Genomic DNA, 16,368 nt, shown 5'->3' with positions numbered 1-16,368 from the left:
GGGGGGGGATTGAGCCGGGGCGGCCTCGCAGTCTGTTTCTAAAAAGAACAAGAAGGGGCCAGCCACGTCCAAGTATTACATATCCCGAGGAATCTGCAAATACCTTACAAAGGATTTAATGCCCAATATGTTCGATGTCACGTTTCCTCGATTAATCGCGCCCAGGAAATGCCGCACCCCAATCGCCGCCAAGCCCCCACGACCGCCACCGCCCCAATCGCCCCAGTCCCCCACCCAGCAGTTAAACACTCATAATGCTCTCCCCGAGCCCGACATCCATGGGTAAGCTCGGAGCCTATGAACACCGGCGAGAACAAGGCGTCAACAACGCCGCAGCCTCAAGCTTCTACGGACTGGAGCAGCTCTAAAAATGCCCAAATCGCTGCAGGCCTCCACGCCACCGCTGACTCTCGCGTCGCTGCGTTCTTTGACCTGGATAAAACCATTATTGCCAAGAGCTCGGCATATGCGTTCAACAAGCAATTCCTCGAACGCGGCATCATTTCGCCGACAGACATGCTGCAAATGGCGCTCAGCCATGCCCTGTACATGTCGCAGGGACACGATGAGGCGCAAATGGAAGCCACCCGCGAGCAGTTTTCCGCCCTTATCGCTGGTCACAGCGTCAGGGAGCTGCGCCAGGTCGCCATCGAAACCCTAGAGCAGAACATCACGCCGTACATCTACGCCGAGGCATTGGAGCTCATTCGTGAACACCGCGCACAGGGGCATCAGGTGTTCATTATCTCGGCATCGGCTCGGCAGATTGTTGAGCCCATTGCGCAGGCACTCGGTGTCTACAACGTGGTGGCCACCGAGCTGGAGATCCGCGATGGGCTCTTTACGGGTGAAACGGAATTCTTCTGCCGAGGCGAAAACAAGGCTGTGCAGATGCGTCGGATAGCGGAAAAGCACCAGTTCGACCTGGCCGAATGCTTCGCATACTCGGATTCCATCACTGATGAGCCCATGCTGTCTGCAGTCGGCCATCCCGTTGTGGTCAATCCCGATCGCGCTCTGCGCAAGATTGCGACGGAACGTGAGTGGCCTGTGCGCCAATTCCGGAATCCCGTCCCGCTGTTTCGCGCGCCGTCGAAACGCAATGCTGCAATTCTTGCCGGCGTCACACTGGCGCTTGGCGCGGGTGCGACGTTGTTGGCACTGCGCAAAAATGACGACGAGTCAAAGGCCGACTAACCCACCATCCAGCAGCCGGCCTGCCTACACCGCTTCGGCGATACCGCGTGCTTCCACGGCACCGGCCTTCAGCCCCTCCAGGTGCAGGAGAATCCACGCACGCAGGCCATCCGCGCTTCCCGACGCAAACCCCTCTGCGGCCTCGAAATACTCCTGGCGGTGGCGGGTCCAGTAGACCTCGGGCACAGCCAAGCCACGCGGATCCAGGCCGGTTGCGACAGTCGTCAGTCGCGAGGCGGCGCGGGCGATGATGCCGTTGTGGTACTCGAAGGGGCGCAGAGTCAGCAGCTCACCGTGCACAATCGCCGAGAGCACACCAGCATGGATCTGGCTGCGGCCAGTGATGAAGTCACCGAGCACGTGCAGACGCTGCTCCTTCATCGCGGATGAGAGCTTGTCGTCACCGACCGGACGGCCGGCCTTCATCCGCGGCTCGGAACCGTCTTCAGTTTCACCTGCGGGCGATGCGTTCAGCGCAAACTTGGCCAGCACCTGCTGCGGAGCGCGCTGCCACACGCGAGTGGTCTCACCAATTGACTCCGGGGAAATGGTGTCGGCAACCCGCAGGGCTGCTGCGAGCACGGGGTCGGTGATATTGCCGTCGTCGGGAAGCGATGGCTCGCCGCCTTCTAGCCACGCCGATGCCCGAGCGCCACGCAGGACCGACTCGGAGCCGGTGACGTTGTGCTTGCGCAGGTTGGCCTTGTGCCTATGGACGGACTGGATGGCCTTGGCCGCAACATCAGCCGCGTGCGCAACGCCGTCGAGTTGCCACAGGGGCGCGAGGGGGTCCTTGGGGTCAAGCTGCGGAATAGCAGCGGCGGGAGCACTGTCAGCGCCACCGGCACCCGATTCAGATGCCTTCGCCTGCGCTGCCTCACGCTCTGCGCGCTTCTTCGCCGACACGGAGGACACACCCAGGCTCATGCCAGCTAGGCCACCCTTTCCGACACCGGCGCCATTGCCGTCACCATTGCCAGCACCGGCACCAACTCCATCGGCTCCACGCACGTTCTCAGGCTGATTGTTCATATCCCACACCCTAATTCTTCACCGCTAAGTAAGTGACAAACTTATATAGAAATGGTCAAAGATGAGAAAAACTTCAACGAGTTCTTGGCTTTTTCGCCCTTATGGCGCGCCCTACCCACAATCAGAGGTAGTATGGCAGTTTGTAACTGCAGTTTTAAAGTTTCAAACCATCTTTTCCAACCATCTGCGTAGGAGGAAGTACACGTGAGCAACGACGATACGAAGGGTCTCTTTACCGACGGCACCGAACCGCGTGTTACCGCTATCCCGCTGAGTGATGTGGATAGCAACGCATCGGGTGATGCTAGCGTCGGCCAGCTCGTGTCTAATGCTTCTTCGCAGATTTCCGCTCTGGTTCGCTCTGAAATTGAGCTGGCCAAGGCCGAAATTGCTGGCGAGGCTAAGAAGGGCGCAGTTGGCGGTGGCTTCTTCGCGGTTGCCGGCGTCGTCGCGCTGTACTCCTCGTTCTTCTTTTTCTTCTTCCTCGGCTGGCTGCTGGATGTTTGGCTGCCAACCTGGGCTGCCTTCCTCATCGTTTTCGTTCTGATGCTGGTCATCGCTGGTGTGGCAGCACTGCTGGGTCTGAAGAAGGTCAAGTCGATCCGCAAGCCGGAGAAGACCATCGAGTCGATGCAGGAGCTGAAGGGGGTCGTGCCGTCGGGGTCGGCGAAGAAGTCTTCGCAGTCGAACGGTATGTACACCTAAAGGCTTGAAAGAAATTGGGCGGGACTTTGTTGGTCTCGCCCTTTTGTCTTATTCAGTCCCGGTTTAAGCCCTTCGGATAAGGTATTTTCCCCTCATGACCTCCCTCCGCGATTCTCTCACTGGCCCCTGGCGTCATCGTCTCATTCACGTCCGCGGCCAGCGCCTACACATCGCGGAGTGCGGCCGCCCCTCCGATCCGCTCGTGTTGTTTATTCACGGCTCGACTGGCGGTTGGTTTGAATGGCGCGAGGTTTTGCCACTGCTTAACGACGACTCGGGAGACCCCCTCCCCGTGCACGCTGTGGCTATTTCTATGCGTGGCTACGGTCAGTCCGACCGAACACCGCAAGGCTACGATCCGTTTGAGGCGGCCCAGGACATCGCCTCATCGATTCGCTCGTTGGGGCATTCGACCGCGCTGCTGGTCTGTCAGGGGTTCGGCACCTGGGTGGCGTGGACGTTGGCTTCGCGGCAGCCCAATCTTGTCTCCGGAATTATTGGTTGTGGTGCTGCACATCCGAAAGTGTGGCTGAACCAGTTGAAGAGCCCGTGGTCGGAGGACTTCCGCAGTAGCCTGGCTCCTCTGCTGCGCCGTTCGTGGTGGGACTCGCGGCCACGGGTACCGCAGTTGCGTCGCAATAAGTTCAGCACGCAGGCGGCTGAGGCTCGCCAGCAGCGGCTTATTGACCGCATCGTGCGCGAGTCCATGTCCACCACCGGGCAGGGGTTCGCCGAGACCTCCGAGGGAAAACAGACCGCGGAACTCATGGCTGACAGCCTGGCCAGTGGTGCACTCCGCCCTGCACTGGCTCACATGAATTGGTGGACGCGACCGGCTCCGGCCGCTTTCCGCAAGTGGTTGAGTGCGGTGGAGGGCTCGTCGAAAAGCGATGAGCACACGGTGCTGCTCGTCGGCGAGCAGGACACTCGTACCCCACGTGCGCTAGTGGAGCTCAGCTCGAGTCACGTGCGCGTTGTGCCGGATTGTGGGCACTTCCTGCCGGCAGAGAAACCTCAGGCTGTGGTGCAGGCAATCAGGGATCACCTGCACTGGTTGCCGGAGGGGTCTTAGACTCCGGCTCGGCTGGGGCTGGCGCGCCCCACACAACTTTCCGCTTACCCCGCCACGCACTCTTGCGTGCTGATCGCCCCGTAGTTATCCATCGCCTCATCAATGTGTGGCTGGACCTCGGCGTGCGTCAGCGCGTAACCAGTCTGGTCATTGTTCACACCGGCACCGAAGACCAAGCCCAGGATCTGGCCCTGCGGCGTAATCAGTGGGCCGCCCGAGTTACCGTGGCGCACATCTGCCTTCAGAACATAGGACTGACGCTCGTGCCGAGTCGACGAATAAATATCCGGGCCTCGAATAATGATGTTCTCCGTCACGCGCGCAGGTGTGGCCTTAAAGGGGCCGGACTCGGGAAAGCCCAGCACTACCGCGTCATCGCCCGGACGAGCTTCCTGATCCGCCCACTGCATGGGCTCCAGGGGTAGGTCGGTGGTTCGGAGCAGTGCGACGTCGTCAAGCGGATCGTAGTGCACGACGTTCGCGTCAGCCATGCCGACCACGGTTTCCAGCCGAACAGTGGTGGCGCCAGCGACCACGTGCGCGTTTGTCAGAATCAAATCCGGCGCGATGACAAAGCCAGTACCCTGCAGCAAGCGTTCACACTGCGGGGCCTCGCCCAAGACGCGGACGATGGACGGTCGAATACTGTCGACGACACCTTGTGAAATCACATTGGGGTCGGCGGGCTCATCGGGGACGTTCTGCTTGTAGCCGAATGGCGGAGCGATGGCGGGCATTCCATCATCGCGAAGCTGACGGAGGATGCCACTGAAGCCGTCACTCCATTCGTCGGGCGCGACCTGGTCAATGAGGTTCATGCCCTTGGACTCACGCACCCAGTCGGCGAACTGCCCGGGCACGGCGGTGGCCAGCGGCACGGCGATCATCCATGTCACTACCAGCGCCGTCACGGACTGCACGATGGCACCGAGGCTAGAATCCAGGCCGACTGCCAGCGGCGAGCGAATGGTATTCCGCAGCGACTGCCCCGCCACTGTTCCCACCGCATGACCAATCAACGCCAACAGAATCACCGTGCCGAGGCCCAGAAGAACCTTTCCCGACTGGTTCTCGACCTGCGCCATAGCTAGCGGCGCCAAGGGCACACCAATGACCAAGCCCAGGACAACGCCCAAAATGGCCATAATCGACGAGACGGCGCCCTGCTGCCAGCCGACGATAAGCGCGAAAATGAAGACCGCCAGCAGCGCAACGTCAAACACAGCGATTGCAGGCATCATCGTCGGCCTCCCTTCAGTACGGACAGTTTTTCACCATTAGCGGAACGCGCGAGCACCGGCAAAAGTTTCTGCACGTTGGTGTCGTCCCACGGTTCCGACCAGCCGGCCACGTCTAGCAAGTAGGACAGCACGCCGCCGGTAAAGCCCCAAACGACGAAGTCACCAACCTTAAATGCTGGCCCTGTCCAGCCGTGATAGCCCAGCATCATGCGGTTGTCCGGATTCGTCAGATGGCTAATTGGCACATTGAGCACCGATTCCGTCTCTGCAGGGTCGACCACACGCAGCGGATGCGGTGCATGCCAATACGCCAACACCGGATTCACCGCGAAGCCAGTCCGCGAAATGTCAATCGAGTCCAGCACCCGCACCGGCGTCACCGTCTCTCGGTTCAGGCCGGTTTCTTCCTCGGCTTCACGCAGCGCGGTATCGATTTCATCCACATCCTCGGGATCGACACGACCGCCCGGAAAAGCCATCTGGCCTGCATGCTTACGCAGGGTTGTCGCTCTGTGCGTAAGTACCACGCTGGCATCCTCCGGCCGCTGGTGCGCCTCCGCATCACCGCTGATCAGCACCAACACCGCCGACCGCGCCGGATTCCGCAACGGTTTCTCCTGCGTCGAGGAGTCTCGCCGCAACTTCGCAAACGCGCGCTTCACGCTTGACGACGAAGCGGAGCGGCCGGCCACCTGCTGCTCCGAGTGGCCTGTTGTGGCGTGGCTGGCGCTGCTGGCGTGACCTGCCGCGTCGTGATCAGCGCTGACCAGGTGCGGCGGCAAACTATTGGTCAACCACTTCGGCAGATACAGCCCCGAGCTTGCGTCACGATTCCACGACTGTCCCTGAGTCACTTCAATGCACCTCGCACGAGATCAGTAATCTGCTGCGCATCGGTGAATTCACCAGGATGAATAGTCGCCACCGTGCCATCTGCCTTAAACACCACGGTGATGGGCACAACTCGCGGTAGATTCAACGCTGGTCCGACCACGTCGACCGTGTCCGAGTAGGTCGGTAGCTTCACTCCGATTTCCTGCAGGAAGGCCTGGCCACGCCCCGCCTCGCGAGCCGCATGCACCGTCGCCACCTGCACGTCCGGATTGTCCTTGGCCCATTGCTCAATAAGCGGTAGCTCTTGGCGACACGGCGCACAGTTCCACGCCCAGACATTAAGCACCGTCGGCTTGCCCTCGACGACCTGCCCCATGTCCACCAGTTCCACTTGCCCAGCCTCGTTGTCCTGGCCTGCCGAGTCTCCCGACTCCGCCAACAGCGGCAAGCGCACACTGGTCAGCGAGCCGCTACCCGCTACCGCCGCGATCTCATCCTTCGACATCGCTGGCGCTGCCGGTGCACCATCCACTTCACCCTCACTGCCAGCGCCATCACCATTGCCAGCGCCATCCGCACCGACACTCACACCAGATCCGGTCCCACCACCGTCGGCCTCGTCATTGCCACCAGTGGTATTCACAATCGCGAAAATCACCAGACCCACAATGCTAACTCCCGCGATGAGCAGCGTAATCAGCGATGCCGAACGGTTAACGTCCGCCTGCCGATCCTCATAGTGGCCACCATTGTGACTATGACCGCCCTGCTCATTCACGAAAAGTGCTCCTCGACTAGTCCTGTGTCGCTGTGGTGTTGCGCGCGCTATCCCCGTCGTCAAGCGCGGAAAGTTCCTCCCCACTGTAGCCGTCATTAAGACCGGCCAGGTAGAGAAGCCATTCCCTGTCGTCTGACTTAATCAACTTCTCCGCAGTCTCCGGCTCCGCCGGACCCGCGATGCCGTACGACGGGCAATCCGCCGCCAAGAAGCACGCCCCGCACGCCGCCCGGCGCGAATGGCACACCCGGCGACCGTGGAAAATCAGCCGATGCGAAAACCACGTCCACTCCGCGCGCGGCAGCACCTCCATCATCTCGTGCTCCACGCGCACCGGATCTTCCTGCTCCGTGAGGCCCATGCGCCGCACCAGACGCCCAAAATGCGTATCGACCGTCAAACCCGGCACCCCAAAAGCATTCCCCAACACCACATTTGCCGTCTTTCGCCCCACGCCCGGCAGCTTCACCAGCTCCTCCAACGTGCCCGGGACCTCGCCGCCGTGCTGCTCCATCACCCCCTGCGCAAAACCGATAATGTTCGCAGCCTTATTCCTATAGAAACCCGTCGGTCGAACGAGCTCCTCGACCTCCTCCTGATTCGCAACCGCCAAATCGGCCGGGCTGGGGTACCTAGCGAACAACGCCGGCGTGGTCATATTCACCCGCACGTCCGTACACTGCGCCGACAGAATCGTCGCCACCGCGAGCTCATACGGATTACGAAAGTCCAGCTCACAGTGAGCATTCGGGTACGCCACCGCCAGCGTGCGGTTAATCCGCCGCGCGCGCCGCACCATACCCAGGTGCGTCTCCTTCCCCCGCGCCGCCGGATGCGCCCCCACCGCCCGACGCTTCTTCGACGTCAGAGAGCCCTGCGGGTGCGTGGGTTGGGGTTTGCTTATCTGGTGCGTGCTTAACGACGATGCCTTGCCGGTCGTATCCATGGTCGTAGTGTATCGGCTACCCCGGATTGCAATTCGCGTGCGCACTTTTCGCGGGCCGAATCTTTAGATTCGTCCGGGATGCGGATGGAACCGGTAGCAGCTCGGGCATATTCGGTCAAAAACCAAAGAAGTCATGCCCCACCACATCTTGGAACACCGTTAGCGAATTGTTAGTTATAAATACACAGTTCAGCGGCTTTTCACCAGAATTCCCCACAGGCGCAGTGGCTCTTTTGCTACAGTGGTGCTTATCACATCTTGGTGACGGCGTAGTTTTGGGATGCATCTGTAGAGGCGATTTGTCGTGAAATTCGTCCAGGGATGAACCTGCCTTGAAAGCTGGCAGCGGCGTTACCGGGAAAGACCGAAAGTAGTGGGACTAGTGGGACGGGGCAGTTTCTCTTCCTGTTTGGCCACTGCAATCTGTAGTCGAGTGTTAATTTGGTGGCTGCTGGCCTGTATTTACGGTGGTTAGTGGCCAAAGACAGGAGAATTTTACCGTGGATGACGTCAAGGAGATTCTCTCCCGGGCCGGTGTATTTCAGGGAGTTGACCAGGAGGCTGTGCAGGCCCTGCTCGGTGAGCTCGAGACGGTTCGCTTCCCGCGTGGAACCACCATCTTCAATGAGGGTGAGCCGGGCGATCGGCTCTACATCATTATTGATGGCAAGGTGAAGCTGGCTCGTCGCTCAGCCGACGGTCGTGAAAACCTGTTGACCATCATGGGCCCGTCCGACATGTTCGGCGAGCTCTCCATCTTCGACCCGGGCCCGCGCACCTCTTCGGCGGTCTGCGTCACCGAAGTTTCCGCCGCGTCCATGAGTGCCGATCAGCTGCAGGAATGGGTTGGTTCGCACCCTGATGTTCCAGCTCAGCTGCTGCGCATGCTGGCCCGCCGTCTGCGCCGCACCAACAATTCACTGGCTGACCTCATTTTCACCGACGTCCCTGGTCGCGTTGCTAAGTCCCTGCTTCAGCTGGCCAATCGCTTCGGTGTTCAGGAAGGTTCTGCTCTCCGCGTGAACCACGACCTGACTCAGGAGGAAATCGCACAGCTCGTCGGCGCCTCCCGAGAGACCGTTAACAAGGCTCTGGCAGAGTTCGCCCACCGCGGCTGGATTCGCCTTGAGGGCAAGTCCGTGCTCATCTCCGATACGGAGCGTTTGGCCCGCCGCGCACGTTAGCTTGTTGCGCTTGTGGCGCACGTTAGCTTGTGGCGCTTGTGGCGCTGCCCAAACGACTCACATCCCGCAGCCTCTGCTTTTGGATCCTCGGTTCCCGTAGGAGCGCATGAAACGCATGAGGCTCGCGGGATTTTTGTTGTCTTCCCCCGCTGGCCTGGCATGCTGGCCTGGCATGCCGGCCAAGTTTGGCGCACTTATCGATGCTTTTCTGCCACTTATCGATGCTTTCCCGGCACCTATCGATGCACCATTCACCGATTTCTCCTTGCATCAATCACTTATCGATGCGCTGTTCACTTATGCGCGCGCTATAGCTCATCGACAAGTGGATACCTCATCGATAAGTGATTGAGCTGGCCCCGACGAGGCCAACCCACCCAACCGGCACTAGCCCACCCCAACCAGCACTAGCCCAAACAAAAAGCGCGCAACCCGCAAAACTGCAGGTCACACGCTCTTTTCATGCGGTGAGTCAAGCTCAGCTTCACTCAAGCTCGGCTTCAGCCCAGTCTCAATTAAGCCCAGCCCAGACCAGCCCAGCAACTGGCCGAAGCCCAAGCCGAAGCCAAAGCCCAGCAATTACTCCCCGTGATCGCGCAGGTAGCGCAGGGTCACACGAGTCGACTGCTCAGCAGCATGACGCAGCACCGGATCGACATCGGTGTAAATCTCATCCACAATCTGGTCGACCGTAGCTTCGTCGCCCAGCTTGGCAACGGCATCCTTCACCTGCTGAAGGCGCAGCTTACGACGCTCAATGTACTTCTGCGTCATCACAGTGATGTCCGGCAGGTCAGCACCATGCCCAGGCAGCAGACGAACACCCTTGCCGCGCGAATCCAGCATTTTCAGGGTTTCCATGTACTTACCCAGGTCGCCGTCGGTCTCCGAGATCATAGTGGTGTGGCGGCCAGCAATCGTGTCACCGGTAACGATGCCTTCAACATCGTCCTCGCCATCACCAGTGTGAATGAAGAAGCAGACGGAATCAGCGGTATGACCAGGGGTTGCCACGACCTCAATCTGCGGAGTCACTCCGTCGAGGACGATACGTTCGCCGTCGACAAGCGGATCCTGACCTCCCGCGCAGTACTGAGACTCCAGCTCACGAATCGGCGCGCCGGTGAGCTGGCGGAAACGTGCGGCGCCATCAGCATGGTCGCCATGACGGTGCGTCAGCAGAATCAACGCAACGTCGCCGGCATAACGCTGCAGGACGTTCAGGTGTCCCTCGTCCTCCGGACCCGGATCGATGACAATGCTGCGGCTATCCCCCTCAGCCTTAATAACGTAGGAGTTCGTACCCTCCAGCGAAGAATAGCTGGGGTTCGGGCACAGAACGACGCCCACAGACTGAGAAATCTGACGCAGTTGGCTATACGCAGGATGCTCCATGTCCTCTATCCTACGTGGTTGCGCAATCCGGGGAGCGCGCCACGTCGTCCAATTCGGCTCATTTGGGTGTAAGCACGCTTTACGACGCCCCGGAGAACGCAGCATCCCCACTGGTCACGGCAGCAAACACAGCAGCTACTGGGCTACTTCAACGATGATTTCGACTTCCACGGGAGCGTCCAGCGGAAGCTGATTTACACCCACTGCCGAGCGAGCGTGCTGGCCGCGTTCACCGAAGACCTCGCCGAAGAGTTCCGAGGCTCCATTGATAACGCCCGGCTGACCAGTGAATCCGGCGGCGGAGTTGACGAAGCCGACGACCTTCACGATGCGGGTGACGTTGTCGAGGCCAACCTCAGCATCGACTGCGGCCAAAGCGTTAAGAGCGCAGGTGCGGGCGACCTCCTTGGCCTCCTCAGCAGTTACTTCTGCGCCGACGTGGCCGACGTGGGTGAGCTCGCCGTTTACGAATGGGAGCTGACCGGAGGTGAAAACAAGGTTGCCCGTGCGCGTTGCGGGTACGTAGGCCGCAACTGGCGCGGCAACTGCAGGCAGGGTAAGCCCCAGGCCCTCGAGGGCCTGGGAAGGAGTGCGAGATTCAGAGTTGCTCATTTAAGTTAAGCCTTTCCACGGCGACTGGGGGCCGGGCGAATAAAGCCGGCCAAAGAAAGATGGCAGCCAACCGTGAGTCAGCTGCCAATCGAAAGCACAACCGCCGTTGTTAGTTAGGTGCTAGACACCGAGGTAATTAGTCAGCCTTCGGGCGCTTGAAGTAACCGACGTGGTTTTCGCCGGTCGGGCCGGGGAGAACAGTGACGAGTTCCCAGCCGTCCTCACCAAAGTTGTCCAGGATGGCCTTGGTGTTGTGAATGAGCAGCGGTGCGGTGAAGTATTCCCATTTAGTAGTCATGGAAGCTACTTTATCTGTCCCCCAGCCTCGCGCGCTGGGGGTTTAGTTTTACTTCGGTCTAAGTTCGGTTTTTACTTAGCCAGCTTTGCCTTGCGCTGAGCTGCGTACTGCTCAGCGTAGAAGTCGGCCCACGAAGTAATTTCCGGGTGCTCGCGCAGCATTGCGCGGCGCTGACGCTCGGTCAGGCCACCCCAGACGCCGAACTCGACGCGGTTATCCAGAGCGTCGGCACGGCACTGCAGAACCACTGGACAGTGGCGGCAGATAACTGCGGCTTCGCGCTGTGCGGCGCCGCGAACGAACAACTTATCCGGGTCAATATCGCGGCACTTAGCGCGCGGGACCCACTCCTGACGATCGCGGAAGCTCTCTACACCGAGCTCGTAGTCTGGCGTAGTAGCAGTGCGGTTGCGATCGGGAATCGTGGCGGTCATTGTAGCCTCCTCGTGCCTGCGATTTTCGTTATTTCGAAATAGTTTCAACTAAATAGTGCTGAAATTTTGTTGTAAGTCTATTCACACCAACCAAATAATGTCGATTGGGTCACACTGGGAGGGTGGGCGTGGCGCAGCTCTAAATACAACGATGCAGGTGGGGCAACTTTTTCCAACAAAAGCACGGGGGTGATTTACGTCACTATGAAAATCTTTTTCCAGAAACCACCACACGATGAGTTGCCCGGTATTGTAAGGGCGCTCGTAGCACTCCTCCCCCGCTCGCCAGGCGTTTTTCTGGGCTCGCCGGGCATGTCTCTAGGCGGATTTTCGAAAACTCACTTCGGCTCAATCCGCCCTACCTTGTAGTGTGATTGCTGTGAATAAAGGTTCGACGCTGTTCAAGCTCTCCGTTGCCACTGTGTTGGCTGCGTTGATTGTGGCCAGCGCCCTCTTTCCTCTTGTGGGCGGCTCGGCCTACCTCGTCGCGCGCACGGCTGATGAATTCGCGTCGGCGTCGCGGTCGGTGATTTCTAAGGACGCACCGGGGGTCACCACTATTACGGATCGTAATGATCAGCCAATTGCGTGGCTCTATGATCAGCGGCGGTTTAATGTGCCGTCGGAACGTATCTCGCCAGCTATGAAGGATGCGCTGGTCAGCGTGGAAGATAGGCGCTTTTATGAGCACTCTGGTGTGGACTGGAAGGGTACTGCTCGTGCGGCGGTAAAGAACTTCATGTCCCAGTCGGTGCAGGAAGGCGCCTCCACAATTGAGCAGCAGTTGATTAAGAACCACACGCTGCTGGTGGACGCAGAGTCGGAGTCGGAGCGCCGCGCTGCTACTGCCACGGATTATGGCCGCAAGATCCGCGAGATTCGCATCGCGTTGGATCTGGAAGATGAGCTGACGAAAGACGAGATTCTGACTAAGTACCTGAACTTGGTCCCCTTCGGCAATGGCGCTTTCGGCGTGGAAGCTGCAGCTCAGACATACTTCGGCATTCCCGCGTCCGATCTGAATGTCCCGCAGGCCGCTCTGCTCGCGGGCATGGTTCAGCAGTCCTCCGGGCTCGATCCGTATACAAATCCGGAAGGTGCGCATGCACGGCGTAACGACGTGCTTGCGGCTATGGAATCCACGGGAGCAATTGGCCCGCAGGAGGCTCAGGACGCCAAGGCAGCTGATCTCGGTATTCTCCCAGAGCCTCAGCGCCTGCCGCAGGGCTGTATCGCGGCGGGCGATCGGGGTTTCTTCTGTGATTATGTGGTCTCCTACTTGGAGAACCACGGTATTGAGACCGAGAAGCTCAAGCGCGGTGGCTTCCATGTGAAGACCACGCTGGACCCGCGTGTGCAGGACAGCGTGCAGGAGTCTCTGCGTCAGCAGGCGTCACCGACTGCGGATGGCGCAGCCGAGGTTATGAGTTTGCTTGAGCCTGGGGATGACTCCAGGAAGTTGCTCGCGATGGCGTCGTCACGCGTATACGGCCTCGATGCGGAACAAATGCAGACCGTGCAGCCGCAGCCATTTACGCCGGTGGGCAATGGCGCGGGCTCGATTTTTAAGATTTTCGCGGCGACGTCGGCGGTGGAAAAGGGGCTGGGTATTGACACCAACTTCCCGGTGCCGCGTCGTTATGAGGCCTCCGGGCTGGGCACCGGTGGCGCAGAGGGCTGCCCGCCGGGCCTGTACTGCGTGGAGAACGTAGGTAGTTTCCCGCCGTCGATGTCGCTACGTGAGACGCTCGCACGGTCGCCGAATACTCCTTTTATTCAGATTTCGGAGCTGGTCGGCGTCGATGGCGTGATGGACATGGCGGTACGCCTGGGCATGCGCTCATACACGGAGCCGGGCAGTTTTGATGGCGAGTCCTCGGTGGCGGACTATGTCTCGGAGCATAAGCTCGGCTCGTTCGTGCTGGGTCCGACGCCGGTGAATAACCTTGAGCTGTCCAATGTCGCTGCCACCCTGGCCAGCAATGGCCGCTGGTGCGAGCCCTCTCCAATTGAGTCGATCACGGACTCCAAGGGCAATGCGGTCAAGCTGAATGTGCCACCGTGCGAACAGGCAGTGGAGCCGGGTGTCGCGCACGCGATTGCTAATGCGCTCAGCAATGACGCCACCGATGGCACCGCGAAGGATGCCGCGAAAGAGCTGAATTGGGAAGGTCCAGTCGCGGCTAAGACCGGTACCACCGAGTCGAACCAGTCCGCGGCATTCCTGGGCTTCACCGGCGGCCTGGCCGGATCGGTGTACGCCTACAACGACACCCCGACTGTCACGGAGCTGTGCACGTCGCCGCTGCGCCAGTGCCCGAACGGCAACCTCTTTGGTGGTCGCGAGCCCGCGCGGACATGGTTCGGCGCAGTCGGCCCGGTCATCGAGGACTATGGCGGAAAGAACCTCCCACCACTGGATTCGGACTACGGACTGGGTACCTCTATCACCCAAATGCCGAATGTGGTGGGCATGCAGAAGGCCGAGGCCCGGGAGACCCTTAAGAAGGCCGGCTACAAGGTAGAGGAACGCACAGTCTCCCTCACCGGCGAGTCGCGCGGAATCGTGGTCGGGTTGGATCAGCCGCCGCTACTACTCAAGGGTGGCACCGTCACGATCCGCGTGGCCGATGGCACCCGCCGTCCGACCCCGCCACCAGCGCCGTCGCCGCGGCCGGACTCGACGACGTCCCGGCCGGATCCGCTACCGCAGTTCCCTCGCCCGAACACTCCGCCAGCGCCGAGCTTGCGGGATCTGATTCCGCTGCTGCCGTTCTAGTCCGCTTTAGTTCGCTCTGGGAGGCAGCTCCAACCCGCGCCAAAGAAACAGCTCCAACGCTTATCGCCGAAAAGGGAAAACGGCGAAAGGTCGCGCTAGCCCTGCAGGGCAGCCTTAACGGCCTCGGAAAGCCGCTTGCCATCGACCTGGCCAGCGGCCTTTTCCTTAGCCACCTTCATAACCTGGCCCATGATCTTCATGCTCGGCGCATCATCGCCAGCAACCTCGGCCACGGATTCCGCAACGAGGTTCTTCACGGCGTCGTCGTCAAGCTGTTCCGGCTGGTAGCGGGCGAAAACCTCTGCTTCGGCGAGTTCGGCGTCGGCAAGTTCCTGGCGGCCGTTCTCGGCGTACATCTCAGCGGACTCGCGACGCTTCTTGACCTCCCGCTCGATCACACGCAGCACCTCGTCATCGGTGAGCTCGTGCTTGGAGCCGGAAACCTCCTCGGTCTGGATGGCGGCCTTCAGCATGCGCAGCGCCGCGACGGTTTCCTTGTCGCGGGCCTTCATTGCGGCGGTCATATCGGAGACAATTGTGTTCTTCAGTTCACTCATACGCCCTAGATTACCGCTGTAGTTGATAGTGTCTCTGTCATGACATCGCGCGCTTTTTCCAACCGAATTCTGCGGTCTGCCGCAGCTATCGCCACGCTCGGCTTGACGACGTTCATCTACGCGAACCAAATCGAATTGCGCGCATTCAAACTCCACCGTGTGCAAGTTCCCGTGCTGGCACCCGGCACGCTCGCCCGGGCGGGAAAGCGCGAGGGTGAGCCTTTCCGGATTCTGCATGTCTCCGACTTCCACATGCTCCCCGACCAGAAGCTGAAGCAGAAGTGGGTTGCCAGCCTCGATGCTCTGAACCCTGACCTGGTGATTAATACCGGCGACAACCTGGGCAGCGACAAGGCCGTTCCCAGTGTCCTCGCAGCGCTCGGCCCCCTACTGAACCGTCCGGGCGCCTTCGTGTTCGGTACGAATGACTACTTCGCGCCACGGCCTGTCAATCCGCTGAAGTACCTGACGGGCAAGAAGCGCAAGCCCTCACGCGTCGAACTGCCGTGGCGCGGCATGCGCGCTGCGTTTATCGAACACGGTTGGCAGGATGCCACCCATGCCCGGCTGGAGTTTGTGGCGGGTGGCGTGAAGGTGGCGCTGTCCGGTGTGGATGACCCTCATCACGAGTTGGAGGACTATTCGCAGATTGCCGGTGCCCCGAATGCGGATGCCGACATCGCTATCGGCCTGTCGCACTCGCCGGAGCCACACGTGTTGGATTCTTTTGCGGAAGACGGCTACGACCTGGTGCTTTCTGGCCACACACACGGTGGCCAGGTGTGCCTGCCCGGCGGGAAGGCCATTGTGACCAACTGCGGTATCGACCGCTCGCGGGCCTCGGGGTTGTCGCGCTGGACCGAGAAGACGTGGCTGCATGTCTCCAATGGCCTTGGCACTTCCCCTTACGCTCCGGTGCGCTTGTTCTGCCGCCCATCCGCGACCTTGATCGAGGTTGTGGAGCGGGATTCGTAGTTTGTTGTTCGTAGTTCGTAGGGGTGCAGTTCGTAGTTTGTAAGGACGCGGCGGAGACCGCGGCTTGTCCCCACAGCCCGTTAAGCAGGCGTTTTGCATTCTGACTCAGCGTCGGGCTAAAGTAAGTCCTCGCAAGCACAGCACTGAGACGTATGTTCCCAGTTCGTGTCTGTGGCCTCGGGGTATGGCGCAGCTTGGTAGCGCGCTTCGTTCGGGACGAAGAGGCCGTGGGTTCAAATCCCGCTACCCCGACCAAGTAGAAACCCTCTCTCACCTGGAGTTATCCAAGTGAGGGAGGGTTTTGTCATTGGCTTCTGGGCCTACTTTTC

17 protein-coding genes and 1 tRNA gene are annotated in these 16,368 nt (G+C 60.2%); 8 read left to right on the top strand and 10 right to left on the bottom strand.

The features are described 5' to 3' along the window. Window positions 1-297 precede the first annotated feature (297 nt). Entirely contained in the window at window positions 298-1,197 is a 900-nt protein-coding gene (locus tag CRD20_RS06255; RefSeq protein ID WP_187405084.1) for an HAD family phosphatase, read from the top strand. Window positions 1,198-1,221: 24 nt separating this feature from the next. Here the strand turns inward: CRD20_RS06255 and CRD20_RS06250 are convergent, their stop codons facing one another. Further along, window positions 1,222-2,229, bottom strand: coding sequence for a hypothetical protein (locus CRD20_RS06250; protein ID WP_083326641.1), 1,008 nt, complete (start codon window positions 2,227-2,229; stop codon window positions 1,222-1,224). 204 nt (window positions 2,230-2,433) lie between these two features. Between CRD20_RS06250 and CRD20_RS06245 the strand changes: the two genes are divergently transcribed. Together CRD20_RS06245 and CRD20_RS06240 are read left to right on the top strand one after the other, a co-directional pair. Then, on the top strand, window positions 2,434-2,934 hold the full coding sequence (locus CRD20_RS06245) for a phage holin family protein (RefSeq protein ID WP_016421928.1): 501 nt from the start codon (window positions 2,434-2,436) through the stop codon (window positions 2,932-2,934). A 94-nt stretch (window positions 2,935-3,028) separates the two neighbouring features. Beyond that, the gene (locus tag CRD20_RS06240; protein WP_187405083.1) at window positions 3,029-4,006 is read left to right on the top strand and encodes an alpha/beta fold hydrolase; all 978 of its coding nucleotides are present in this window, start codon (window positions 3,029-3,031) and stop codon (window positions 4,004-4,006) included. A 44-nt stretch (window positions 4,007-4,050) separates the two neighbouring features. Here the strand turns inward: CRD20_RS06240 and CRD20_RS06235 are convergent, their stop codons facing one another. Genes CRD20_RS06235 through nth form a run of 4 tightly spaced genes read right to left on the bottom strand, consistent with a single transcriptional unit; the run spans window position 4,051 to window position 7,805 of the window. Next, window positions 4,051-5,247: a MarP family serine protease gene (locus CRD20_RS06235; protein WP_070566754.1), complete on the bottom strand. Its 1,197-nt coding sequence runs from the start codon at window positions 5,245-5,247 to the stop codon at window positions 4,051-4,053. After that, on the bottom strand, window positions 5,244-6,101 hold the full coding sequence (locus CRD20_RS06230) for a CoA pyrophosphatase (RefSeq protein ID WP_016421925.1): 858 nt from the start codon (window positions 6,099-6,101) through the stop codon (window positions 5,244-5,246). The genes CRD20_RS06235 and CRD20_RS06230 overlap by 4 nt, the downstream gene beginning before the upstream one ends. Then, on the bottom strand, window positions 6,098-6,859 hold the full coding sequence (locus tag CRD20_RS11315) for a TlpA disulfide reductase family protein (protein ID WP_070603595.1): 762 nt from the start codon (window positions 6,857-6,859) through the stop codon (window positions 6,098-6,100). Before CRD20_RS11315 ends, CRD20_RS06230 begins: the two co-directional genes overlap by 4 nt. A gap of 16 nt (window positions 6,860-6,875) precedes the next feature. Continuing rightward, window positions 6,876-7,805 carry an endonuclease III gene (gene nth, locus CRD20_RS06220; protein WP_168164050.1) on the bottom strand — a complete coding sequence of 310 codons (930 nt, stop codon included), beginning with the start codon at window positions 7,803-7,805 and terminating at the stop codon, window positions 6,876-6,878. Between the two features lie 500 nt (window positions 7,806-8,305). Here nth and glxR point away from each other — a divergent pair, with 500 nt between their 5' ends. Together glxR and CRD20_RS06210 are read left to right on the top strand one after the other, a co-directional pair. Then, a complete protein-coding gene (gene glxR / locus CRD20_RS06215) occupies window positions 8,306-8,989 on the top strand; it encodes a CRP-like cAMP-activated global transcriptional regulator GlxR (RefSeq protein WP_005511668.1) in 684 nt (227 codons plus the stop codon). A gap of 106 nt (window positions 8,990-9,095) precedes the next feature. Then, window positions 9,096-9,341: a hypothetical protein gene (locus CRD20_RS06210; RefSeq protein WP_143485270.1), complete on the top strand. Its 246-nt coding sequence runs from the start codon at window positions 9,096-9,098 to the stop codon at window positions 9,339-9,341. A 227-nt stretch (window positions 9,342-9,568) separates the two neighbouring features. Here the strand turns inward: CRD20_RS06210 and CRD20_RS06205 are convergent, their stop codons facing one another. From CRD20_RS06205 to CRD20_RS06190, 4 genes are all read right to left on the bottom strand, one after another. Continuing rightward, window positions 9,569-10,384, bottom strand: a complete 816-nt coding sequence (locus tag CRD20_RS06205) for an MBL fold metallo-hydrolase (RefSeq protein ID WP_005511689.1) — start codon at window positions 10,382-10,384, stop codon at window positions 9,569-9,571. Between the two features lie 135 nt (window positions 10,385-10,519). Further along, on the bottom strand, window positions 10,520-10,996 hold the full coding sequence (locus CRD20_RS06200; RefSeq protein WP_187405082.1) for a RidA family protein: 477 nt from the start codon (window positions 10,994-10,996) through the stop codon (window positions 10,520-10,522). A 136-nt stretch (window positions 10,997-11,132) separates the two neighbouring features. Beyond that, a complete protein-coding gene (locus CRD20_RS06195; protein ID WP_005511670.1) occupies window positions 11,133-11,294 on the bottom strand; it encodes a hypothetical protein in 162 nt (53 codons plus the stop codon). Window positions 11,295-11,365: 71 nt separating this feature from the next. Further along, window positions 11,366-11,728: a WhiB family transcriptional regulator gene (locus CRD20_RS06190; protein ID WP_005511664.1), complete on the bottom strand. Its 363-nt coding sequence runs from the start codon at window positions 11,726-11,728 to the stop codon at window positions 11,366-11,368. A gap of 370 nt (window positions 11,729-12,098) precedes the next feature. On the opposite strand from CRD20_RS06190, the gene CRD20_RS06185 reads away from it, so the two are divergent. Then, a complete protein-coding gene (locus CRD20_RS06185; protein ID WP_070841443.1) occupies window positions 12,099-14,507 on the top strand; it encodes a transglycosylase domain-containing protein in 2,409 nt (802 codons plus the stop codon). A gap of 95 nt (window positions 14,508-14,602) precedes the next feature. On the opposite strand, the gene CRD20_RS06180 is transcribed toward CRD20_RS06185, so the two are convergent. Further along, complete coding sequence (locus CRD20_RS06180) at window positions 14,603-15,064, bottom strand: GatB/YqeY domain-containing protein (protein WP_049189436.1); 462 nt, start codon at window positions 15,062-15,064, stop codon at window positions 14,603-14,605. A 39-nt stretch (window positions 15,065-15,103) separates the two neighbouring features. On the opposite strand from CRD20_RS06180, the gene CRD20_RS06175 reads away from it, so the two are divergent. Both CRD20_RS06175 and CRD20_RS06170 read left to right on the top strand, forming a co-directional pair. Beyond that, the gene (locus CRD20_RS06175; RefSeq protein ID WP_187405081.1) at window positions 15,104-16,039 is read left to right on the top strand and encodes a metallophosphoesterase; all 936 of its coding nucleotides are present in this window, start codon (window positions 15,104-15,106) and stop codon (window positions 16,037-16,039) included. A gap of 178 nt (window positions 16,040-16,217) precedes the next feature. After that, window positions 16,218-16,294 (top strand) — tRNA-Pro (locus tag CRD20_RS06170). Window positions 16,295-16,368: the final 74 nt, after the last annotated feature.

The organism is Corynebacterium sp. LK33, from assembly GCF_014334955.1.
Lineage (GTDB): Bacteria > Actinomycetota > Actinomycetes > Mycobacteriales > Mycobacteriaceae > Corynebacterium > Corynebacterium jeikeium_D.
Note: the sequence above shows the minus strand (reverse complement) of the source record. Positions and strands in the feature narration are given on the sequence as shown.